Origin of the sequence: Micromonospora sp. DT68 (genome assembly GCF_049847245.1) — a bacterium.
Classification (GTDB): domain Bacteria; phylum Actinomycetota; class Actinomycetes; order Mycobacteriales; family Micromonosporaceae; genus Micromonospora; species Micromonospora profundi.
Genome location: NZ_JBNCNZ010000002.1, coordinates 480,382 through 500,420, shown reverse-complemented (window position 1 = coordinate 500,420; position 20,039 = coordinate 480,382). Strand labels below are relative to the sequence as shown.

Here is a 20,039-nt window from a genome sequence, read left to right as displayed (position 1 = left end):
CGACAGCACGCGGACCACGCCGGGACAGCAGCCTGTCAGGCCGTGTGGTCGATGACGATCTTGCCGAAGGCCTCTCCGGAGTGCAGGCGGGCGAAGGCGTCCTCGACCCTGCTGAACGGGACCACGCTGTCCACCACCGGGCGCACCTCGTTCTCGGCGCAGAACGCCAGCAGCTCGTACAGCTCACCGGGGGTGCCCATCGAGGTGCCCAGGATCTCCAGCTGCATGGCGAAGACGCGCCGGAGGTTGATCGACGGCTGGTGCCCGGCGGTCGCGCCGGACACCACGATCCGGGCCGTCGGCGCGGCCGACTTCAGCGAGTGGTCGAAGGTGGCGGCGCCGACCGTCTCGATCACCACGTCGACCCGCTCCGGGAGCCGGGCACCCGGCTCGAAGGCGGTCGCGCCGAGCGCGGTGATCCGCTCCCGCTTGCCGGCGTCGCGGCTGGTCGCGTACACCCGCTTGCCCATTGCGACGGCGAGCGCGACGGCCGCGGTGGCGACGCCACCGCCAGCGCCCTGGACCAGCACGCTGTCCGCGTCCGCGACGCGGCCCTTGGTGGTGAGCATCCGCCACGCGGTCAGCCAGGCCGTGGGCAGGCACGCTGCGTCGGTCGCCGCCAGGCCCTCGGGCAGCGGGATCAGATTCGACCGGGGTACGGCGACCCGCTCCGCGAGCGTCCCGGCGAAGTGCTCGGAGAGGATCGACACGCCGCGCGGGTCACCCGGCGTGACGACCACCGGGTAGACGACGACGTCGTTGCCTTCCGGGTCCGTGGCGACCGCGTCGCAGCCGAGGATCATCGGCAGCTGGGCCTCGGTGAGCCCCACCCCGCGCAGCGACCAGAGGTCGTGGTGGTTGAGCGAGCTGGCCCGGACCTGCACTGTCACCCAGTCGTCCTCCGGGTGGGTCGGCTCGGGTCGCTCACCGACGGTGAGCGCGGCGAGGGGATCGGCGTCGTCGAGTCGGGAGGCAAAGGCAGCACGCATGATCGGCACGGTAACAAGCTGAGCGGCCGTTAAGAAGGGCCCTTCCCACGCCCTAGGCGTGAGAAAGGCCCTTCTCCTTTCGACGTGGGCCAGCAGGTCAACGGCGGGCGACGCCGTCGCGACGGGCCGCCTCGGCGACGGCTTCGGCGACGGCGGGAGCGACGCGCGGGTCCAGTGGCGACGGGACGATCGCGTCGGCGGTCAGCGACTCGGCCACCACGCCGGCGATGGCGTCAGCGGCGGCGACCTTCATCCCCTCGGTGATCCGGGTGGCCCGCGCGTCCAGCGCACCGCGGAACACACCGGGGAAGGCAAGCACGTTGTTGATCTGGTTGGGGTAGTCGCTGCGCCCGGTCGCGACCACCGCTACGTGCCGGGCTGCCACGTCGGGGTGCACCTCCGGCGTCGGGTTGGCCAGCGCGAACACGATCCCGTCGGGTGCCATCCCGGCGACCGCGGCCTCCGGGATCTGGCCGCCGGAGACGCCTATCAACACGTCCGCGCCACGCAGCGCCTCGGTGATGTCGCCGTGCCGGCCGGCGGCGTTCGTGCTCGCCGCCAGCTCGGCCTTGGTGCCGGTCAGCTCGGTGCGGTGCCGGCCGATGATCCCCTTGGAGTCGCAGACGACCACCTGATCGGGGTTGACTCCACCGGCGATCAGCATCTTGGTCACGGCGACGCCTGCGGCGCCCGCGCCGCTCACCGCCACCCGCAGGTCGCCGAGCTTGCGGTCGAGCAGGCTTGCGGCGTTACGCAGCGCAGCGAGCACCACGATCGCGGTGCCGTGCTGGTCGTCGTGGAAGACCGGGATGTCCAGCGCCTCGTCCAGCCGCCGCTCCACCTCGAAGCAGCGCGGCGCGCTGATGTCCTCAAGGTTGATTCCGCCGAACGACGGTGCCAGCGCCTTCACCACGGCGACGATCTCGTCGACGTCCTGGGTGTCCAGGCAGATCGGCACCGCGTCCACCCCGGCGAACTGCTTGAACAGCACCGCCTTGCCCTCCATCACCGGCAGCGAGGCGCGCGGGCCGATGTTGCCGAGCCCGAGCACCGCCGAACCGTCGGTTACCACTGCCACCGCGTGCGACGCCCACGTGTAGTCGTCGGCCAGCTCGGGGTCGGCCGCGATCGCTTCACAAACCAGGGCGACCCCAGGGGTGTACGCGAGGGAGAGGTCCTCCCGGCTGGTGAGTGGCACCGTCGAGGCGACGGCCATCTTGCCGCCCACGTGCAACTGGAAGACGGGATCGGCGGGGTCCACGGTGGACGAAGGCATGGTGGTGACTCCAGGATCTGGCGAACAGATGGGGCGGCCGGGCCTCGCCGCGAGGTGGGCAGCGAGCGTGGCGCGCGGTGCGGGGGGTCACCCGGGCACTTTCCGAGCATAGTGTCGACACCGCCGCCCGGATGTGAGCAGGGTCATAAACGGTGACGGGACACCCGTCCGGGACGCGGCCAGTAGCGGGCCACCACCCTCCCCCGCACATCGGCCACCCCGTACGCCCGGGAGTCGTCGGTGACAAGGTCGTTGTCGCCGCGCAGCCACCAGCCGCCGTCCTGAGGTCGGACCGCCCGCTTGACGACCAGCAGTTCGGGGCGCGTCCGGAATACCGCGACCACCACGTCACCGGGACGAACAGGGCGGCCTCCCGGGCGGACCAGCACCGCGTCGCCGTGCCGCAGCGTCGGGGCCATGGAGGGCCCGGTCACCAGGACAGCGGTCAGCGGCCACCGCAGCCGGGGAGCTTCCGCTGGTTGATCGGCGCGCACTGGTTTCACCTCCAGCCCGCTCGGGGAGCAATCTCAGGAGTAATGTCGCCTTTGATCATCGCAAACCTGCCATGGAGGATCCCGATGCGACTTTCCCGCATCCTTGCGCCCCGCGTCACCGCGAGCGCTCACTGCGACCTGCCGTGCGGCGTCTACGACCCGGCTCAGGCTCGGATCGAGGCCGAGTCGGTCAAAATGATCTGCGAGAAGTACCAGGCGAACACCGACCCGGAGTTCCGCACCCGGGCGGTCATCATCAAGGAACAGCGCGCCGAGCTGGTCAAGCACCACCTGTGGGTGCTGTGGACGGACTACTTCAAGGCGCCCCACTTCGAGAAGTACCCGAACCTGCACACCCTGTTCAACGAGGCCACCAAGCTCGCTGGCGCCGGTGGCGTCAAGGGCAGCCTGGACCCGGCCACCGCCGACCAGCTGCTCGCGAAGATCGACGAGATCTCGAAGATCTTCTGGGAGACCAAGAAGGCGTGACGTCTCCCGTCATTCCGACGATCCGGCCGGCACGTCCCGAGGACGTGCCGGCCGTCGTCGACATGGTGCACGAGCTGGCGGAGTACGAACGTGCTCCCGACGAGTGCCACCTCACCACCGACCAGCTGACCTCTGCTCTGTTCGGCACGGCCCCCGCGCTCTTCGGCCACGTCGCGGTCGACGAGCAGGACGTACCGGTCGGCTTCGCCCTGTGGTTCCTGAACTTCTCCACCTGGGCCGGGGTGCACGGCATCTACCTTGAGGACCTCTACGTACGACCGGCCGCCAGGGGCACCGGCGCGGGCCGCCTGCTGCTCGCCACCCTTGCCGACATCTGCGTCCAGCGGGGCTACCGGCGGTTGGAGTGGTGGATGATCAACTGGAATCCGGCGGCCGGCTTCTACGCCTCGATCGGCGCCGAACAGATGAGCGAGTGGGTCCCCTACCGCCTCAGTGGCGACGCGCTGAACGACCTGGCCGCGCAAGTGCGAGCCGCCGCGGCGCGCCCGAACCATTGACCGGGTAGAGTCCCCGACCGGGGGGATGAGGCGTGACTCAACTGACCGGCCAGCCAGCGACCGACGACGACGTGGTGCACCTCACCGTGCCCGCCGACGGCGGTTACCTTGGCGTGCTCCGCACCGCCACCGCCGGCCTCGCGGCCCGGTTGCAGTTCGCGCTCGACGAGATCGAAGATCTGCGGATCGCTGTCGACGAGGCGTGCGCCATGCTGCTCGCCATCGCCACCCGGGACGCCGAGTTGGAGTGCCGGTTCTCGGTGACCGACGACGCCCTGACCGTCGAGGTGACAGTGCCGACGGTGCGGGGTGCCACGCTGCCCGGCGAGTCGTCGTTCGCCTGGAAGGTGCTCACCGCCCTCACCACCTCGGCGGCTGCCACGGCCGCCGACGGCCGGGCGACGATCTCGTTGCTCACCCGCCGCTCCAGCGCCCTCTGACCAGCCCACCGCGGGGCCGGGTCACTCGAAGCCGAGGGCCCGCGTTGTCGGAGGGCTCACCAGGAGCCAGGCGACGCCGAGGCCGAGCGCCATCAGCGGCACGCCCAGCCAGCCCAGACCGGCCTGGATCATGAACCACCCGATCGGCAGCAGCATCAGCTGAAGCACGATCGCGGGGGCACGTGCGCCGGCCCGGCGGCGCAGCAACGCACGGCCCAACGCCCACAGCGCGACTGCCGCGCCGATGGCGAACGCCGTCACCAACAACGCCGACGGGAGGTCGGTGGTGGTGGCGGTGATGTCGGCCCAGACCAGCCACGCGGCGATCAGCCCGACGGCGACCGCCTCCGCCCACAGCAGCCGAACCGCCCAGCGGAGTGTGACGGGAATCGGAGCCGAGTCGATGGTCACGCGCGCCACGATACCTGGGCTACCGGAAGGTACAGTGCCGCCCATGCGGGCCGTCCTGGTGGTCAATCCGAAGGCCACCACTACCAGCGAACGCAGCCGGGACGTGCTTGTCCGAGCGCTGCGCAGCGAAGTCGATCTCAGTGTGCGCTACACCCGCCGTCGCGGGCACGGCATGACGCTGGCGCGGGAGGCCGCCGCCGAGGGGGTCGGCCTCGTCGTCACCCTCGGTGGCGACGGCACTGTGAACGAGGTGGTGAACGGCCTGATGGCGGCCGAACCACCAGCGGGTCCGCCGGGCGCCTCGATGGCCGACCGGTTGCCCGCGCTGGCCACCGTTCCGGGTGGCTCGACAAACGTGTTCGCCCGTGCGTTGGGCCTGCCCCGGGAATGGCCGGAGGCGACCAGCATGATCCTCGAAGGGCTGCGCCTGGGCCGGCAGCGGACGGTCGGGCTGGGCCTCGCCGACGACCGCTACTTCACCTTCTGCGCCGGGTTCGGGCTGGACGCCGCCGTGATCCATCGGGTGGAGCAGGCTCGACGGCGGGGCCGCGTCTCCACGCCGGGGCTCTACCTTCGCTCGATCATGAACCAGTATTTCCTCGCCTCGGACCGGCGGCATCCGGCCATCAGCCTGGAGCGCCCCGGTGAGCCGGCGGAGGACGAGCTGGCGACGGTCATCATCCAGAACACCGCCCCGTGGACGTACCTGGGTGATCGGGAGGTCAACCCGAACCCGGACGCGTCGTTCGACCTCGGGCTGGATGTGCTGGCATTGCGTCAGCTCCGTGTGGCTAGCACAACACGGACAGTGACTCAATTCCTGTCCCGGAAGCCGGATCGCACCGGCCGGCAGGTGTTACGACTCCATGACACTGCGGAGTTCACGCTGCTCTCCAGCCGTCCGCAGGCGTTCCAGTTGGACGGCGACTATCTTGGCGAGCGGGAGAAAGTCAGATTCACATCCATTCCCGCCGCACTGAGAGTAATCTACTAGGTCTCGGGTACTGCCCTAGGTCGACGCGGCAACCGCAACCGCGACGGCGGCCACCGCCACACCGAGGGGCAGGTGCCGGAAATGCCAGCAATGTCACGCGGACTGTACTATATTGATCCACGGCTGTGGCACGGCGGGTAACCAGGAAGGTGCTGGAACCCGGACAAATGGGTTGTGGGCTTGCTCACCGCATGGAGTTTTTCCGAGCGTCACCCTTGACATCACGAGCGTTCGTGAAAGTATTCACAAGCGAACTTGAGTTACCGGGACATTGCGCGGATACGCTCGGCTGGCCGAGCTGTTCCAGCAGGTCCCCGGACTAACTGCCTGCTCACGCATTGCCGAATGGTCAGACGCGAACAGTCACCATCGGCATTGCGTATGCATATAGGAAAAGCACCACCAGCAATACATTGCCACCCATCCAGAATGAGGAGTGTTGCCGCCATGGACTGGCGTCACCATGCTGTCTGCCGCGACGAGGACCCGGAGCTGTTCTTCCCGATTGGGACGTCCGGACCGGCTCTCCTGCAGGTCGAGCAGGCCAAGGCCGTCTGCAGGCGCTGCTCCGTGACCGACCAGTGCCTGCAGTGGGCGCTTGAGTCGGGTCAGGACGCCGGCGTCTGGGGCGGGATGAGCGAAGAGGAGCGGCGGGCCGTCAAGCGGCGCGGCGGCCTCCGGGTGCTGCGCGCTCACTCCGCCTGATTTCCCAACGACAAAAGCTGTACGCCCCAGCGGGTCCGCCCGCCGGGGCGTACAGCTTTTTGACCCGTCAGACAGTTGGCGAAATGCCACTGTGGTCATCGACCCGTCGCAATACCAACCCGGCCAACTCCGGCGCGTCGGTCAACGGGGTAGCCACCGTCACCGCACCGGCCGCCAGAGCCGCCTCGGCCACCGCGTCGTAGAACAGGCCGGGCGCCAGGAAGTACGCGGCGACCGCCACCCGGCTGGCACCGGCCTCCCGCAACCGCGACACCGCTGCATCTGTCGCCGGTGGGGCCGCCGAGGCGTACGACACACGGCAGGGCACTCCGAAATCCGCGCTGAGCGCGTCCGCCACCCGCCCCACCGAGCCACGCGCCCGTGCGTCCCGGGTGCCTGCGGCGGCCAACACCAGCGCGTCGAAACGATCCGGACCGACCTGACCGAGCCGACGGCGCAACCCGGCCAGCAGCAGCGGATCCACAGTCCCGCCCGCAGGGCCGAGCACGTCGGTCACGCGTACCGCGAGGGTGGGCGCCGCCTTCGTCGCGGCGGCGACGGCCGCGGGGATGTCCACCCGGCGGTGGTACGCGGCGGTCAACAGCAGCGGCACCACCACAGCGCGCCGGTGCCCTGCCACGGCGAGCGCCCGCAACACCTCTGTCGGACCCGGCTCGGTGTGGTCCAGCCAGCTTGGATGGACCACAAGCCCGGGTCGGGCCGCTGACACCGCCCCGGCCAGCGCCCGGGTGGCCTCGGCAGCTCGTGGATCACGGCTGCCGTGGGCGACAAGCACCACAGGCGGCGCCCCGCCGGCCAGTGGCGCGCCGGTCGGGGTCGCCGAAACGGAGGTCAGACGTGCAGCCCGCACTCGGTCTTCTCGAACATGGCCCACCGGCCAGCCCGTGGGTCCTCACCGGCCTTGGTACGTCGGGTGCACGGCCAGCAGCCGATCGACCCGTACCCCTGCTTGAACAGCTCGTTGACCGGGACGTTGAAGCGGGCGATGTAGGAATCCACATCCGCTTGCGACCAGGCCGCGATCGGGTTGACCTTCACCCTGCCGCGCCGTGAGTCGAAGGTCACGACCGGCGTGTTGGCACGCGTCGGCGACTCGTCCCGGCGCAGGCCGGCGGCCCAGGCGTCGTACCCGGACAGGGCGCGCTCCAGCGGCTCCACCTTGCGCAACTGGCAGCAGTCGTCCGGCGACTTGTTGAACAGTCGCGGGCCGTACTGACCGTCCTGCTGCCCCACTGTGAGCCGGGGCCGGATCGACCGGACGTTCACCGGGAGCGTCCGGGCCACCTCGTCGCGCACCCGCAGCGTCTCCGGGAAGTGCAGGCCGGTGTCGAGGAAGACCACGTCCACCCCCGGGGCGACCCGGGACACCAGGTGGGCCAGCACGGCGTCCGCCATCGAGCTGGTCACGCAGAACCGGTCGCCGAAGGTCTGCGCCGCCCAACGGGCGATCTCCAGCGCCGGGGCGCCCTCCAACTCCCGACCGGCCTGCTCGGCGAGCGCGCGCAACTCCTGGGGGCTACGACGGGTCGGGTCGGCCGGCGTCGGCCCGCCCGGGCCGACCAGGCCCAGGCCTGCGGCGGAGACGAGGCTCATCGGGACACCGCCCGCGACAGCAGACCGGTGAACTTCACGGCGAAGACCCGGGTGCAGGCGTGGCACTCCCAGGCGCCGTGCCCCGACTCGTGCGGCCGCAGGTCTTCCTCGCCGCAGTACGGGCAGTACAGAGGTGCCGCTCGGTTCTCGCTGCTCACCGCAGTTCCTCCTCGTCGACTCTGATCACCCAGTTGGCGAACGTCTCGCCAGTGCTCCGGCCAGCCAGGTAGCGGCGGGCCAGCCGTTCCACGTACTCCGGAAGCTCGTCGGCGGTGGTCTTCAAGCCCCGCAGCTTGCGACCGAAACCGGCGGTCTGCCCCTGCGCCATGCCCAGGCCGCCGCCCAGGTGCACCTGGAAGCCCTCCACCTGCCGGCCGTCCGGGCCGACAACCAGCTGACCCTTGAGGCCGATGTCGGCCACCTGGGTACGCGCGCACGCGTTCGGGCAGCCGTTGATGTGGATCGAGATGTCCGCGTCGAAGTCCCGCAGCCGCTGCTCCAGCCGGGCCACCAACTCCTCGCCACGGGCCTTCGTCTCGACGATCGCCAACTTGCAGTACTCGATGCCGGTGCACGCCATGGTGCCGCGCCGCCAGGCCGACGGCCGGGCCTCCAGGCCGATCCCCCGCAGCGCGTCGACAAGCGACTCCGTCCGCTCCGACGGCACGTCGAGCACCAGCAGCTTCTGGTACGGGGTGAGGCGCACCCGGTCGCTGCCGTGCGCCTCCACCACGTCGGCCAACTGGCTCAACTGCGCGCCGGAGACCCGCCCGACCACCGGCGCGGCACCCACGTAGTACCGCCCGTCGGACTGCTCGTGCACGCCCACGTGATCGATCGGCTTCGACGGCAGAACGGGCGCCGGACCGTCGAGCAGCGTGCGACCCAGGTATTCCTTCTCCAACACCTCGCGGAAGCGCTCCACGCCCCAGTCGGCCACCAGGAACTTCAGCCGTGCCCGGTTACGCAGCCGGCGGTAGCCGTAGTCGCGGAAGATCCCCACCACCCCGGCCCACACGTCCGGCACCTCGGCCAGCGGCACCCAGACGCCGAGCCGCTGGGCGAGCATCGGATTTGTGGAGAGCCCTCCACCGACCCAGACGTCGAAGCCCGGGCCGTGCTCGGGGTGGTCGACACCGAGCAAGGCGATGTCGTTCGACTCGTACGGGGTGTCCACCAGCCAGGAGATGGACGTCTTGAACTTGCGGGGCAGGTTGGAGAACTGCTTGTCACCGACGTACCGGGCGACGATCTCGTCGATCGCCGGGGTCGGGTCGAGCACCTCCTCGCGGGCCACGCCGGCGACCGGGCTGCCCAGCACGATCCGGGGGCAGTCTCCGCACGCCTCGGTGGTCTGGAGGCCGACCGACTCCAGTCGACGCCAGATCTCCGGCATGTCCTCGACCCGGATCCAGTGGTACTGGATGTTCTGCCGGTCGGTGATGTCGGCGGTGTCCCGGGCGAACTCCCGGGAGATGTCCGCGATCACCCGCAGCTGCGCCAGGCTGAGCTGCCCGCCGTCGATGCGGACCCGGAGCATGAAGAACTCGTCCTCCAGCTCGTGCGGCTCCAGCACTGCGGTGCGCCCGCCGTCGATGCCGGCCTTGCGCTGCGTGTAGAGACCCCACCAGCGGAACCGGCCACGCAGGTCCTGCGGGTCGATGGAAGCGAAGCCGCGGTGCGCGTAGATGGTTTCGATGCGGGCCCGGACGTTGAGCGGGTCGTCGTCCTTCTTGATGCGCTCGTTGGGGTTGAGCGGCTCGCGGTGGCCGAGCGCCCACTGACCCTCACCCCGGGGCTTGCGCGGCGCCCGGGCCGGGCGTGCCGTCGAATCTCCGGAACGGGCCGGGATGCTGCTGACCGCCATCGCGGCGTCCTCCGTTGTCTGCTGTGCCTCGGGCACGCGGGGCGCGACGGCCGGCCCGGCGAGCGGGCGGGACAACGGTGTCTGAGACAGCCGGCGCGGAGCGCGCCCGAGACAGATGGGTCGGGCGTCGTCAGTAGGCCGGACAGATCGCGCTGCGCACGCGGCCGTAATCGACGTGGCGGCGAGCCACGAAGCGGCGGACGACAGCGGCGGTCATGGGCTCATGCTGCCACACCCGATGAGGGCCGGCCAATGTCCACGTGTGGGATCCCACATCACGGACCGAGACGCCTCCACTACCCCGCGATCTTGCACTTACTGCCTCGACATAAGAGGCACTCCACTCATATCGGGGACCGAAAGTGCAAGATCGACGCGAGTTGGTGGGGCGACATCGGCGTGGCGCTGTTGCGGGCTGAGCTTGTGGGGCGGTTACGCGTGGCAGGCTCGAGGCTGTGGGCGGATTGTCCGAGAAGTCGATCAGGGGCCTACCGGTCTGGTTTCCTCCGGCGCTGCTGACCCTGGCGGTGACACTGACAGGGCTGGGATCGGCGCAGCTCTGGCGCGACGAACTGGCCACCTGGAGCGCCGCCACCCGGTCACCGGGCGAGCTGGCCCGGCTGGCGGGCACCATCGACGCCGCCACCGGCCCGTACTACCTGCTCATGCACGGCTGGGTCACGGTCGCCGGTGACTCCACGGTCGCCCTGCGCCTGCCAGCGGCCCTGGCGATGACCGTCGCCGCCGGGCTGCTCGCCGTGCTCGGCGAGCGGCTGGTCGACCGGCGCATCGGGCTGTTCGCCGGGCTGCTGTTCGCGGTGCTCCCCGGCACCTCCCGCTACGGTCAGGAAGCCCGCCCGTACGCCCTGGCCACCGCGCTCGCGGTGCTCGCGACCCTGCTGCTGGTGACAGCGCTGCGCCGGCCGGGTTGGGCCCGCTGGGTCGGGTACGCCGCAGCGGTGGCCGCGCTCGGGCTCACCCACCTGATAGCGCTCACCCTGCTGGCCGCGCACGCGCTTGTCGTGCTGATCACCTGGTGGAGAGGCCCCGCCGCAGCCGGCATCACGGCACCGGTCGCCGGGCCCGCGCCGGGCGCCAGACGGGCACCGGTCGCCGGGCCCGCGCCGGGCGCCAGACGGGCACCGGTCGCCGGGCCCGCGCCGGACGGCGAGGCGGCACCGGCCGGCAGGCACCCCGGGGTGATCGGAGGACCCGGCGGTCGGGACCGGCGACTGTGGCGGTGGGTGGTGGCCCTGGTGCCTGCCGCGCTGGTGGTGACTCCCCTGCTGCTGCGTGCCCGCACGCAACGCTCCCGGCAGCTGAGCTGGGTCTCCCCGGCCCGACTGGACGACCTGAGCGCACTGCCCGGCGGGGTGGCTCAGAGCAGCGTGGTGGGTGGCCTGGTGGTCGGGGTCGCCGCGCTCGGGGCGGCCCGGCTCGGGCGGCGCGCCCTGCTACCGGTGAGCGCGCTGCTCCTGCCCGTCGCGCTGCTCTTCGCCGCTGGCGCGGTCGTACCGCTGTGGGTGCCGCGGTACCTGGTCTTCGTGGTGCCCTTCGCCTGCCTGCTGGCCGGCGCGGCACTGGCCGGGGTGTCCGCGCCGGCCGCGCTGGCAGTTGTGGTCCTGGCCGGCCTGCTCGGCTTGCCCGATCAGACCGCGCTGCGGCGCACCCACGAGTGGCCCCGCAGCGCACCGGTGGACTACGCGGGGGCGGCGCGGGTGATCACCGACGGTCAGCGGCCGGGCGACGCGGTGGTCTACTCGCCCCGGGACAGTTGGCTGTTCCTCGACCTGGGCATCGGGTACCACCTCGACGACCCGCCACGCGACGTCCTGGTCACCGAGGACGAGGTCCGCCGCGGCGACCTCTGGGCGGCCGAGTGCGCGCAGCCGGCGCAGTGCCTCGCCGGCACGTCACGGGTCTGGCTGGTCGTCGCCGGGCGTCGTGCCGAGCCCCTGGCCGGCCTACAGGGGCCCAAGGGCGACGCGTTGCGCGCGGACTTCACTGTCGCGCAGGTCTGGCAACGCCCCGGCCTGACCGTCGCACTCCTGACCCGCCGCAGCGCCTCCTGACCGATGACGCCGCTTGGCGTCAGACCTGCGAGCGCCCGTCGGGGGCGCTGCGGGCCAGCGGGACGACAAGCAGCGCCTCGGTGCCTCCGTTCGCGCCGGCCCGAAGCTCGATGGTGCCGCGCAGTTCCCCGGTGACCAGGGCCCGGACGATCTGGAGGCCGAGCCGGCTGGCGCGTTCCGCGTCGAAGTCCGGCGGCAGCCCGCGCCCGTTGTCCGTCACCGACACGTGCAGCATCTTGCGGAACCGGTGCGCCGAGACCACCACCTCCGGCCGGCCGGACGCGTCGTCGACAGTCGACACCCCGACCGAAGCGGCGTCGGTCTCGTCGGTCTCGTCGGCCGGCGGGAAGCCGTGCTCGACGGCGTTGAGCAGCAGTTCGTTGAGGACCATCACCAGTGAGGTGGCGATCTCCGCCGGCAGCACGCCGAAGCTGCCCTGGCGGCGCATGCCGACGCTCACCTCGGTGGCGGCGACCTCGGTGGCCGCGCTTGCCACGCGGTCGACGATGCCGTCGAACTCGACAGCCTCATCGCTGGACATGGAGAGCGTCTCGTGCACCAGCGCGATCGAGGCGACCCGGCGGACCGACTCCTCCAGTGCGACACGTGCCTCCGGCATGGCCACCCGGCGAGCCTGCAACCGCAACAGCGCGGCGACAGTCTGGAGGTTGTTCTTCACCCGGTGGTGGATCTCCCGGATGGTGGCGTCCTTGGTGATCAGCGCCCGGTCCCGACGGCGTACCTCGGTGATGTCCCGGACCAGCACGAGCGCCCCGATCGGCACCCCGGCGGGCATCAGCGGCAGCGCGCGGGTCAGCATCGTGGCCCCGCGCGCGTCGATCTCCCGCCGGGGCGGCGCCTCACCGCGTAACGCGGCCAGGATGCCGTTCGCGGCTTCGGTGCCGTCAAGCGGGTCGCCGGCCAGCCGCCGGTGCAGCACGGCCAGGTCCTCGCCCACCAGGTGGGAGGCGTAGCCCAACCGCCGGTACGCGGACTGGGCGTTCGGGCTGGCGTAGGTCACCTTGCCGCCGGCGTCCAGCCGGACGAGGCCATCACCGACGCGGGGCGCGGAGGTGGTCTCCCCCGGGTGCCGGGGCGGCGGGAAGGTGCCGTCCGCGATCATCTGGGCCAGGTCGTCGGCAGTTGTCAGGTAGTTGAGCTCCAACTGGCTGGGCGTACGCGCGGTGGAGAGGTTGGTGTCCCTGCCCACCACGGCGATCACGTCGCCGGCCTCACCCTCGGCGGTACGCAGCCGGACCGGGATCGCCTCGTGCCGGGCCGGTACGTCGCCGTACCAGACCGGGTCGCCCTCCCGCCAGATCCGACCCTGGGAGTACGCGACCCCCAGATGCGCCACCTCGGGCCCGCCGATGATCCGCCCCACCTGGTCGTCCTGGTACGCGGTGGGGGCGGTCGTCGGACGGACCTGGGCGACGCAGAGGAACGTGCCGTCGGCGTCGACCGGCACCCAGAGCAGCAGGTCGGCGAAGGACAGGTCGGACAGCAACTGCCAGTCACCGGCTATCCGGTGCAGGTGGTCGATGTCGGCCGGTCGGAGATGGGTGTGCTCCTCGGCGAGGTCGCGCAACGTGGACACGTGACCAGCCTGCCACGCCGCGCCTCACATCGTCGCGGTGACCTTCTTCAACCCGCGCGGCGCGTCCGGATCCTCGCCCCGGGCCAGCGCCAACGCCAACGCCAACCGCTGCAACGGCAGGATGTCCAGCAGCGGCGCGTACCGCTCGTCGACCTCGGGGACGGCGAGTCGGGTGGCCCCCGGCACGTCGGCGGAGCCGACCACCACGACGTCCGCGCGGCGCTCACCGAGGCGGGGCAGCACCTCACCCATCGACCGGCCGCCGGGGCCGGACCCGACCACGGCAAGCACCGGGACCTCCGGGTCGGTCATGGCGAGCGGGCCGTGCAGCAGGTCGGCGCCGGAGAACGCCAGCGCCGGCAGGTACGAGGTCTCCATCAGCTTCAGCGCGGCCTCGCGGGCGGTCGGGTACGCGTACCCGCGGCCGGTGGTGACCAGTTGCTGCGCGAACCGGTAGCGCGGTGCGAGCTGGGCCGGGGTGTCGTCGGCGAGGGTCCGGGCGGCCAGTTCGGGCAGCGCGGCGAGCGCCTCCCGTTCGGCGGCCGGGAGCACGCCGTCGCCGGCCCGGATGCCCTCCACGAGCATGAGCAGGGCGAGCAGCTCGGCTGTGTACGTCTTGGTGGCGGCGACCGCCCGCTCGTGCCCGGCGGCGATGTCGATGCTCAGCTCGGCCGTCTCGGTCAGCGGCGAACCGGGGGCGTTCGTCACCGCGAGGGTGAGCGCACCGGAGGCGCGTGCGGCGCGCAACACCTCGCTCAGGTCGGGTGAGCCGCCGCTCTGGCTGACGCCGACGACGAGCGCGTCGGACAGGTCGGGACGGGCGCCGAACAGTGTGACGACGCTCGGCGACGCGAGCCCGGCGGGCAGGCCGAGCCGGATCTCGGTCAGGTACGCCCCGTAGAGGGCCGCGTGGTCGGAGGTGCCCCGGGCGGTGAAGACCACGTGTCGTGGGCGCCGCTCGGCGACCACTGCCGCGACCCTGGCGATCGCCTCGGCGTTGACGGTGGAGAGCAGCCGCTCGTAGCCGTCCGGCTGCTCGTCGATGTCGGCGGTCATCCCGGCCCCTGCACGTGTCACGAACACTCCCCTCCTGCGCGATTGCCGCGCGCTTCCTGCTCAGTCTTGCACGTTTCCTTTGGTCCGAGCAATTGAACGAGCATCAGTGCGCAGGCGATCACCTAAACCCCTCAATATCAACTACGCTGTGCGGGCTGTTTCGCTGCGACGAGAGGACGACGTGCCAGAGGGAAGGGACGACCCCGCGCTTTCCGCGACGGAGGAGCTGGCCCTGGCCCGGCTGGCACTTGACGAGGGCGACCTACGCCACGCCGCCGACCACCTGGCCAGCGCGCTGGCGCGGGCACCCACACTGCCGGAGGTGCACGAGACGCTGGCCCGGCTGGCCGCGGCCGACGGCGGCGGGCTCGACCTCTTTCCGATCACCCACCACACCTTCGTCGGCTCCGTCGTGGCCCGGGCCCACCTGCTGGCCGCCGCCGGCCGCCCCGCGGAAGGGCTGGAACTGCTCGCCGCCGCCACCGGCCACGCACCCGGGGCACAGTGGGCCGGCGTGCCCTGGGTGACCGCGTCGGAACTGGTCGAGCGGCTGGACCCGGAGCACATCGCCCGGGTCCTCATGCAGGTCTGCGCCGCGCTGCCCGACCCGGTGCCCCGCGCCGGCCGGAACGCACTGAGCCCGTACCTCACGCTGGCCCGCAACGCCGCCACCGTCCACCCCGAGCACGGCCTTCTGCTGGGCGCGGCGTCCGCGCTGGCCCGGCGGCTCGGCGAGGTCCCGCTGGCGATCCGCTGGGCCAGCCGAGGGGTACGGTTCCAGCCGTCGAAGATGGGCGAGGTCTGGCTCGGGTACGCGTACCGCAGCGCGGGCCGGACCCGTGAAGCCCTCGCCGCCCTCTACCGGGCCGTCGAGCGGGACCCCGACGACCTGGCCATCTACGCCGACATCGCGGGCACCCTGGCCGACACCGGCCGGCTCGACGAGGCGCTGGAATGGACCGAGCGGGCGCTGGCCCGCGACCCGTCGTTCGACTGCGCCGTGCACACCGCCCACCGCCTGCGGCACCTGCGCGACGGCGACCTGTCCCACCTCGTCGCGCTCGCCGACTTCATCCGTGACCACCCGGACGACAGTCACGAGCACGGCGACCTTGCCCAGTGCTGCCGGGGCCGGCCCTGGCTCGGGCAGTTGACGCCGGCCGGCGGGCCGCTTGTCGACGCGCTGCGCCAGGCGGTCGCCGACGACGACAACGGTCTCGGCAGCGCCGTACGCCTCACGGCGGTAGCCCCGCCGAGCGCCCTGCGTACGGCCACGTCGGTGGCGCCCGGGCTGCGGATCGAGGTGACGGGCACACCGGAGCCGGACCCGCGCGAGCCCCGGCGGGCGTCCGCCCAGCGGCTGTGGAACTTCGCGGAGAACGTGCCGACGCCCGCCCTGCCGGCGCCCTCGGCGGCGGCGGTCGAGCGCATCGGTCAGGTGGCCCATCCGGCCTGGCCGCACCCGCCGGCCGCCTACGACGCCGCGGTGGGCCTGGCCGGGCTCGACGTGGTCGACCTGCTCGGACTGCTTGTGCACCCGCCGGCGGCACCGGCCAACGCGCTGGGCCGGTTGCTGGCCGCCCAGGACCCGTCGATCTGGGTACGCGGTGTGCAGGTGTGGGCCTGCCTGGGACTGCTGCACCACCGCACCGACGAGCCGTGGGAGGAGTCGACAAGGCGCCGGGTGCTGCTGGACCTCGTCTGGGGCGTGGAGGACTGGGTCACCGAGGCCGCGATGTTCGCCCTGGTCACGGCCGCGTGGGTGGATCCCGACGTACGGCCGGACGTGGCAGCGGTGGTGGCTGAGCGGCTGGCCGACGTGGCAGCCGTGACACAGGCCCGGCCGGTGCCGATAGCGGTCTCACTTGCCCACCTGGCGCTGGCCGCCCCGGAGTTGGACGCCGAAACGGCGTCGCTGGCAACCAGACTGATAGGCGACCTGGCCACCCCGCAACTCCCGCGCCCCCGCAACCCGCTACGCCGCCTCTGGCAACGCCTGGTAACCCACCGCCGCCGCTAGCGCCCCGCGCCCGCCCCTTCCCCTCGCGATCTTGCACTTACGGTCGCCGACTTGCCGGGATTGCAGGTATTTGTCGCGACACCAAGTGCAAGATCGCGGGGGCGTGGGGCGTGGGGGCGTGAGGGCGTGGGGTGGGGCGGGGGGTTACGCGACTGGGGCTTTGCCGAGGGCTGCCTCGGCTTCTTCCTCGGGGGTTGCCTGGGGCGGGGTCTCGTTGGCGGTGCGCAGCGGGATCTCCTTGATGAACCAGGCGAGCACCGGGATCACGACGGTGAACAGCACCGCCCAGAGGAACACGTGGGAGATCGCGTCGGCGAGGCCGCCGAGCACCACCTCGCGCGCCTGGGCGGGCAACTCCCTGAGCTTCGCGATGTCCATACCGCCGCCGGCCTCACCGCCGAAGGCCGCGCCCGCGCCGGAGTCGGCGAGCCGACTGGCGAAGATCGCGCCGAACAGCGAGATGCCGAACGAGCCGCCGATCGACCGGAAGAAGGTGGCCGCGCCGCTGGCCGCGCCGAGGTCCTTCTGTTCCACGCTGTTCTGCGCGATGAGCATGGAGGTCTGCATGAGGAAGCCCATGCCGGCGCCCAGCACGACCATGTACAGCGAGGACTGCAATTTGCTGGTGTCGGTGTCGAGCATTGCCAACAGCCCCATGCCGGTGGCCATCACCACCCCACCGATGATCGGGTACGCCCGATACCTGCCGGTCTTCGTGATGGCCCGCCCGACGACAAGCGAGACGACGAGCATGCCGAACATCAGTGGCAGCAGCAGCAGACCGCTGTTCGTCGCGGAGGCGCCCTGCACGGTCTGCTGGTAGAGCGGCAGGAAGTTCATCGCGCCGAACATCGCGAACCCCAGCAGGAAACCGATGAGCGAGATCAGTGCGAAGTTGCGGTTGGCGAAGAGCGCCAGCGGGAGGATCGGCTCCGGCACCCGGCGCTCGACCAGGCCGAACGCCACGAGCGCCACGAGCCCGAGCGCGGCCAGGCCGAGGATCTGCGGTGAGGTCCAGTCGTACTCGTTGCCGCCCCAGGTGGTGATCAGCACGATCGAGGTGATGCCGACCGAGAGCAGCCCGGCGCCGAACCAGTCGATCCGGTGCTCGGTGCGGTACTTCGGCAGGTGCATCGTGGTGATCAGCACAACCAGTGCCACGCCGCCCAGCGGCAGGTTGACGTAGAACGCCCAGCGCCAGGAGAGGTGGTCGGTGATGAAGCCGCCGACAAGCGGGCCGGCGACCATGGCGATTGCCATGATGCCCGCGATCATGCCCTGGTAGCGCCCACGCTCGCGGGGCGGAACCAGGTCACCGATGATCGCCATGACGCCGACCATGAGGCCACCGGCGCCGAGGCCCTGCACGGCCCGGAAGGCGATGAGCTGCACCATGCCGTCCTGCGGGCCGCCCAGCATCGCGGAGCCGGCCATGCCGCAGAGCGCCGAGCCGAACAGGAAGATGCCGACCGAGGTCAGGAAGACCGACTTGCGCCCGTACAGGTCACCGAGCTTTCCCCAGATCGGGGTCGAGACGGTGGTGCCCAGGACGTACGCGGTGACGACCCAGGTGAAGTGGTTGAGGCCGCCGAACTCGCCGACGATCCTCGGGAGCGCGGTGCTGACGATCATGTTGTCGAGCATCGCGAGCATCATCGCGATCATCAGCCCGAACAAGACGACCCGAACGTTGGGTCGTGCGCTGGTCTCGGTCCCCTGGCTCATCGGTAAGCTCCCCCGAAGTGCTCGCCTAACTTACTTGCCGACCGGTCAGTCAGCTTACTAGCCGGACGGTAAGTTGGGCGGCAACCCGGGTCAAGTGATTTGGAGGGACATGGTGAGGGAGAGCACAGGCGGCACCCGGGAACGGATCAAGGCCGTCGCGCTGGAGCTCTTCACCGAGCAGGGTTACGAGAAGACGTCCCTGCGCGAGATCGCCGAACGCCTCAACGTCACGAAGGCCGCGCTCTACTACCACTTCAAGAGCAAGGACGACATCGTCGCCAGCTTCGTCGAGGACCGGCTGGAGCGGATGGACGCCCTGATCGCCTGGGCTGACTCGCAGCCCGCGACCCTCGACACCCGGCGCGTGCTGATCTCCCGGTACGCCGACACGATGTTCAACGGCGAACAACCATCGGTGATGCGCTTCTTCGAGCAGAACCAGACAGTGCTCAAGAGCCTCGCCGCCGGCCAGCAGATGCGCGACCGGATGATGCGCCTGGCCTACGCCCTCTGCCGGGGCGACGACTCTCCCACCGCCCAACTGCGCGCGACGCTGTCGCTGTTCGCTGTGCACAGCAGTTGGTTCGCGGTACGTACGCCGGGCATCACCGACGACGAGCGCCGACGGATCGCCCTGGAAGTCGCGGACGAACTGCTGGCCAGCATCGGTGAACAACCCGACCAGGGCGAGGCCCCGGCAGGCGACCCGCAGCACTGAACCGCCCGGCCGAGCGGGGCGGGTCAGCTGCGGTTGAGATCGAGGCGCAGGCCGAGCAGGTCGACGCCGGCCACCGGCGACCAGTCCTTCTCAGGCACCCGGACGAAGCCCAGCCGCTCGTAGAGGCGATGCGCCGGGACGGCCATCCCGGCGCGTACGCAGATCAGGACCGCAGTGCAGCCCAGCTCGGTCGCGCGGTCGACGCACGCCTGAGCCAGCGCCGCACCGACACCACGGCCCTGGGCGGCCGGGTCGACCGCGAGCATGCGGAATTCCGCCTCACCCGGCCCGGACAACTCGGCGAAGCGGGTCCCCGGAAGCACGAACGTCACCGAACCGAGCACCGCACCTGTCGCCTCGTCCACAGCGACCAGCACCTCGCCGTCGGCCGCCCGCGTCGACACGTCGGCAAGCACCTCGCCGTACCCGTGCTCGCCCTTGAGCTGCCCGTCCGCCTCGTACGCGGCCACTGTCAGTCGGGCCACCGCCGGGAAGTCGGACGCCTCGGCGGGGCGGACCCGCAGGCCGGTCAACCGATCACCGCGATGAGGTCGCCGTCCTGCACGACGTCGCCCTCGTTGACGGCGAGCTGCTGGACCACACCGTCGGACTCGGCGATGACCGGGATCTCCATCTTCATCGACTCGAGGATCACCAGGGTGTCGCCCTCGGCCACCGTGTCGCCCGTCGACGCGACGACCTTCCAGACGTTCGCCACCATCTCGGCGCGGATCTCGTCGGCCATGTCCCGGCCCTCCCTTTTCGCGATGTGCCTGCCGACGTATCCAATCACGCGAGGGTCGGGCGTGGGTGAGTAGCGGGCGGCCCGCATGCCGGGACAGCCCCGGGGGAAGGTCCCGGTGGTCGACCGCACTACCATCAGCGGGTCGGACCCGACGCCGGGTGGCCGGTGGGTGCACCGGCTCGAGGCCGCGCGCGACACGGATCCGACCCATCACGAGGAGGTCAGCATGGCGAAGAAGTCCCGCAAGAAGAAGGCCCGCAAGAAGAGCGCCGCCAACCACGGCAAGCGTCCCAACTCCTGAACGTGCCG

General features: G+C 71.2%; 22 protein-coding genes. 9 read left to right on the top strand and 13 right to left on the bottom strand.

Translation table 11 applies throughout. The features are described from left to right. Positions 1 to 35: 35 nt before the first annotated feature. The 3 genes from ACPXB1_RS05540 to ACPXB1_RS05530 all read right to left on the bottom strand — a co-directional run bounded on the left by ACPXB1_RS05540 (position 36) and on the right by ACPXB1_RS05530 (position 2,759). Positions 36 to 998, bottom strand: coding sequence for a zinc-binding dehydrogenase (locus tag ACPXB1_RS05540; RefSeq protein ID WP_355591065.1), 963 nt, complete (start codon positions 996 to 998; stop codon positions 36 to 38). A gap of 88 nt (positions 999 to 1,086) precedes the next feature. Next, on the bottom strand, positions 1,087 to 2,265 hold the full coding sequence (locus ACPXB1_RS05535; RefSeq protein WP_355591063.1) for an NAD(P)-dependent malic enzyme: 1,179 nt from the start codon (positions 2,263 to 2,265) through the stop codon (positions 1,087 to 1,089). Between the two features lie 143 nt (positions 2,266 to 2,408). Beyond that, the gene (locus ACPXB1_RS05530; protein WP_355591060.1) at positions 2,409 to 2,759 is read right to left on the bottom strand and encodes a S24/S26 family peptidase; all 351 of its coding nucleotides are present in this window, start codon (positions 2,757 to 2,759) and stop codon (positions 2,409 to 2,411) included. A gap of 84 nt (positions 2,760 to 2,843) precedes the next feature. Between ACPXB1_RS05530 and sodN the strand changes: the two genes are divergently transcribed. Genes sodN through ACPXB1_RS05515 form a run of 3 tightly spaced genes read left to right on the top strand, consistent with a single transcriptional unit; the run spans position 2,844 to position 4,206 of the window. Then, complete coding sequence (gene sodN / locus ACPXB1_RS05525; protein ID WP_053660274.1) at positions 2,844 to 3,248, top strand: superoxide dismutase, Ni; 405 nt, start codon at positions 2,844 to 2,846, stop codon at positions 3,246 to 3,248. Then, complete coding sequence (locus ACPXB1_RS05520) at positions 3,245 to 3,766, top strand: GNAT family N-acetyltransferase (protein WP_355591056.1); 522 nt, start codon at positions 3,245 to 3,247, stop codon at positions 3,764 to 3,766. The genes sodN and ACPXB1_RS05520 overlap by 4 nt, the downstream gene beginning before the upstream one ends. A 32-nt stretch (positions 3,767 to 3,798) precedes the next feature. Continuing rightward, the gene (locus ACPXB1_RS05515; protein ID WP_053660278.1) at positions 3,799 to 4,206 is read left to right on the top strand and encodes an ATP-binding protein; all 408 of its coding nucleotides are present in this window, start codon (positions 3,799 to 3,801) and stop codon (positions 4,204 to 4,206) included. A gap of 21 nt (positions 4,207 to 4,227) precedes the next feature. Here the strand turns inward: ACPXB1_RS05515 and ACPXB1_RS05510 are convergent, their stop codons facing one another. Next, positions 4,228 to 4,617 (bottom strand): hypothetical protein, encoded by a 390-nt coding sequence (locus ACPXB1_RS05510; RefSeq protein WP_355591053.1) that lies wholly within the window; start codon positions 4,615 to 4,617, stop codon positions 4,228 to 4,230. A gap of 43 nt (positions 4,618 to 4,660) precedes the next feature. On the opposite strand from ACPXB1_RS05510, the gene ACPXB1_RS05505 reads away from it, so the two are divergent. Further along, positions 4,661 to 5,611 (top strand): diacylglycerol/lipid kinase family protein, encoded by a 951-nt coding sequence (locus ACPXB1_RS05505; RefSeq protein WP_425734869.1) that lies wholly within the window; start codon positions 4,661 to 4,663, stop codon positions 5,609 to 5,611. 447 nt (positions 5,612 to 6,058) lie between these two features. Continuing rightward, positions 6,059 to 6,316 carry a WhiB family transcriptional regulator gene (locus tag ACPXB1_RS05500; RefSeq protein WP_007072794.1) on the top strand — a complete coding sequence of 86 codons (258 nt, stop codon included), beginning with the start codon at positions 6,059 to 6,061 and terminating at the stop codon, positions 6,314 to 6,316. A gap of 67 nt (positions 6,317 to 6,383) precedes the next feature. Here the strand turns inward: ACPXB1_RS05500 and ACPXB1_RS05495 are convergent, their stop codons facing one another. From ACPXB1_RS05495 to ACPXB1_RS05480, 4 genes are read right to left on the bottom strand one after another with little or no spacing between them, the layout of a single operon-like run. Continuing rightward, a complete protein-coding gene (locus ACPXB1_RS05495) occupies positions 6,384 to 7,136 on the bottom strand; it encodes a sirohydrochlorin chelatase (RefSeq protein WP_425734900.1) in 753 nt (250 codons plus the stop codon). A gap of 32 nt (positions 7,137 to 7,168) precedes the next feature. Beyond that, positions 7,169 to 7,930 carry a phosphoadenylyl-sulfate reductase gene (locus tag ACPXB1_RS05490; protein ID WP_425734868.1) on the bottom strand — a complete coding sequence of 254 codons (762 nt, stop codon included), beginning with the start codon at positions 7,928 to 7,930 and terminating at the stop codon, positions 7,169 to 7,171. Next, a complete protein-coding gene (locus ACPXB1_RS05485) occupies positions 7,927 to 8,088 on the bottom strand; it encodes a hypothetical protein (protein WP_355591044.1) in 162 nt (53 codons plus the stop codon). Before ACPXB1_RS05485 ends, ACPXB1_RS05490 begins: the two co-directional genes overlap by 4 nt. Further along, positions 8,085 to 9,797: a nitrite/sulfite reductase gene (locus ACPXB1_RS05480; protein ID WP_355591041.1), complete on the bottom strand. Its 1,713-nt coding sequence runs from the start codon at positions 9,795 to 9,797 to the stop codon at positions 8,085 to 8,087. The genes ACPXB1_RS05485 and ACPXB1_RS05480 overlap by 4 nt, the downstream gene beginning before the upstream one ends. Before the next feature lie 455 nt (positions 9,798 to 10,252). Here ACPXB1_RS05480 and ACPXB1_RS05475 point away from each other — a divergent pair, with 455 nt between their 5' ends. Next, positions 10,253 to 11,869 carry a glycosyltransferase family 39 protein gene (locus tag ACPXB1_RS05475; RefSeq protein WP_425734867.1) on the top strand — a complete coding sequence of 539 codons (1,617 nt, stop codon included), beginning with the start codon at positions 10,253 to 10,255 and terminating at the stop codon, positions 11,867 to 11,869. A gap of 19 nt (positions 11,870 to 11,888) precedes the next feature. Here the strand turns inward: ACPXB1_RS05475 and ACPXB1_RS05470 are convergent, their stop codons facing one another. Both ACPXB1_RS05470 and ACPXB1_RS05465 read right to left on the bottom strand, forming a co-directional pair. After that, complete coding sequence (locus ACPXB1_RS05470) at positions 11,889 to 13,466, bottom strand: histidine kinase N-terminal domain-containing protein (RefSeq protein WP_355591038.1); 1,578 nt, start codon at positions 13,464 to 13,466, stop codon at positions 11,889 to 11,891. 24 nt (positions 13,467 to 13,490) lie between these two features. After that, positions 13,491 to 14,522: an SIS domain-containing protein gene (locus ACPXB1_RS05465; RefSeq protein WP_355591411.1), complete on the bottom strand. Its 1,032-nt coding sequence runs from the start codon at positions 14,520 to 14,522 to the stop codon at positions 13,491 to 13,493. A gap of 181 nt (positions 14,523 to 14,703) precedes the next feature. On the opposite strand from ACPXB1_RS05465, the gene ACPXB1_RS05460 reads away from it, so the two are divergent. Then, positions 14,704 to 16,542: a tetratricopeptide repeat protein gene (locus ACPXB1_RS05460; RefSeq protein ID WP_425734866.1), complete on the top strand. Its 1,839-nt coding sequence runs from the start codon at positions 14,704 to 14,706 to the stop codon at positions 16,540 to 16,542. Positions 16,543 to 16,686: 144 nt separating this feature from the next. On the opposite strand, the gene ACPXB1_RS05455 is transcribed toward ACPXB1_RS05460, so the two are convergent. Then, positions 16,687 to 18,267 (bottom strand): MDR family MFS transporter, encoded by a 1,581-nt coding sequence (locus ACPXB1_RS05455; RefSeq protein WP_425734865.1) that lies wholly within the window; start codon positions 18,265 to 18,267, stop codon positions 16,687 to 16,689. A 112-nt stretch (positions 18,268 to 18,379) separates the two neighbouring features. Here ACPXB1_RS05455 and ACPXB1_RS05450 point away from each other — a divergent pair, with 112 nt between their 5' ends. Then, a complete protein-coding gene (locus tag ACPXB1_RS05450; protein ID WP_425734864.1) occupies positions 18,380 to 18,985 on the top strand; it encodes a TetR/AcrR family transcriptional regulator in 606 nt (201 codons plus the stop codon). A 23-nt stretch (positions 18,986 to 19,008) separates the two neighbouring features. On the opposite strand, the gene ACPXB1_RS05445 is transcribed toward ACPXB1_RS05450, so the two are convergent. Together ACPXB1_RS05445 and ACPXB1_RS05440 are read right to left on the bottom strand one after the other, a co-directional pair. Continuing rightward, positions 19,009 to 19,518, bottom strand: a complete 510-nt coding sequence (locus tag ACPXB1_RS05445; protein ID WP_355591026.1) for a GNAT family N-acetyltransferase — start codon at positions 19,516 to 19,518, stop codon at positions 19,009 to 19,011. Then, positions 19,515 to 19,730, bottom strand: coding sequence for a biotin/lipoyl-binding carrier protein (locus ACPXB1_RS05440; protein WP_355591023.1), 216 nt, complete (start codon positions 19,728 to 19,730; stop codon positions 19,515 to 19,517). The genes ACPXB1_RS05445 and ACPXB1_RS05440 overlap by 4 nt, the downstream gene beginning before the upstream one ends. Before the next feature lie 226 nt (positions 19,731 to 19,956). Here ACPXB1_RS05440 and ACPXB1_RS05435 point away from each other — a divergent pair, with 226 nt between their 5' ends. Continuing rightward, positions 19,957 to 20,031 carry a 50S ribosomal protein bL37 gene (locus ACPXB1_RS05435; protein WP_369814844.1) on the top strand — a complete coding sequence of 25 codons (75 nt, stop codon included), beginning with the start codon at positions 19,957 to 19,959 and terminating at the stop codon, positions 20,029 to 20,031. The last annotated feature ends 8 nt before the right edge of the window (positions 20,032 to 20,039 follow it).

What these genes read in the sequence shown, in the direction of transcription:
- ACPXB1_RS05535 (WP_355591063.1), bottom strand. Translation starts at nt 2,265, where the DNA reads ATGCCTTCGTCCACCGTGGACCCCGCCGATCCCGTCTTCCAGTTGCAC.
- sodN (WP_053660274.1), top strand. Translation starts at nt 2,844, where the DNA reads ATGCGACTTTCCCGCATCCTTGCGCCCCGCGTCACCGCGAGCGCTCAC.
- ACPXB1_RS05505 (WP_425734869.1), top strand. Translation starts at nt 4,661, where the DNA reads ATGCGGGCCGTCCTGGTGGTCAATCCGAAGGCCACCACTACCAGCGAA.
- ACPXB1_RS05500 (WP_007072794.1), top strand. Translation starts at nt 6,059, where the DNA reads ATGGACTGGCGTCACCATGCTGTCTGCCGCGACGAGGACCCGGAGCTG.
- ACPXB1_RS05490 (WP_425734868.1), bottom strand. Translation starts at nt 7,930, where the DNA reads ATGAGCCTCGTCTCCGCCGCAGGCCTGGGCCTGGTCGGCCCGGGCGGG.
- ACPXB1_RS05480 (WP_355591041.1), bottom strand. Translation starts at nt 9,797, where the DNA reads ATGGCGGTCAGCAGCATCCCGGCCCGTTCCGGAGATTCGACGGCACGC.
- ACPXB1_RS05465 (WP_355591411.1), bottom strand. Translation starts at nt 14,522, where the DNA reads ATGACCGCCGACATCGACGAGCAGCCGGACGGCTACGAGCGGCTGCTC.
- ACPXB1_RS05455 (WP_425734865.1), bottom strand. Translation starts at nt 18,267, where the DNA reads ATGAGCCAGGGGACCGAGACCAGCGCACGACCCAACGTTCGGGTCGTC.
- ACPXB1_RS05440 (WP_355591023.1), bottom strand. Translation starts at nt 19,730, where the DNA reads ATGGCCGACGAGATCCGCGCCGAGATGGTGGCGAACGTCTGGAAGGTC.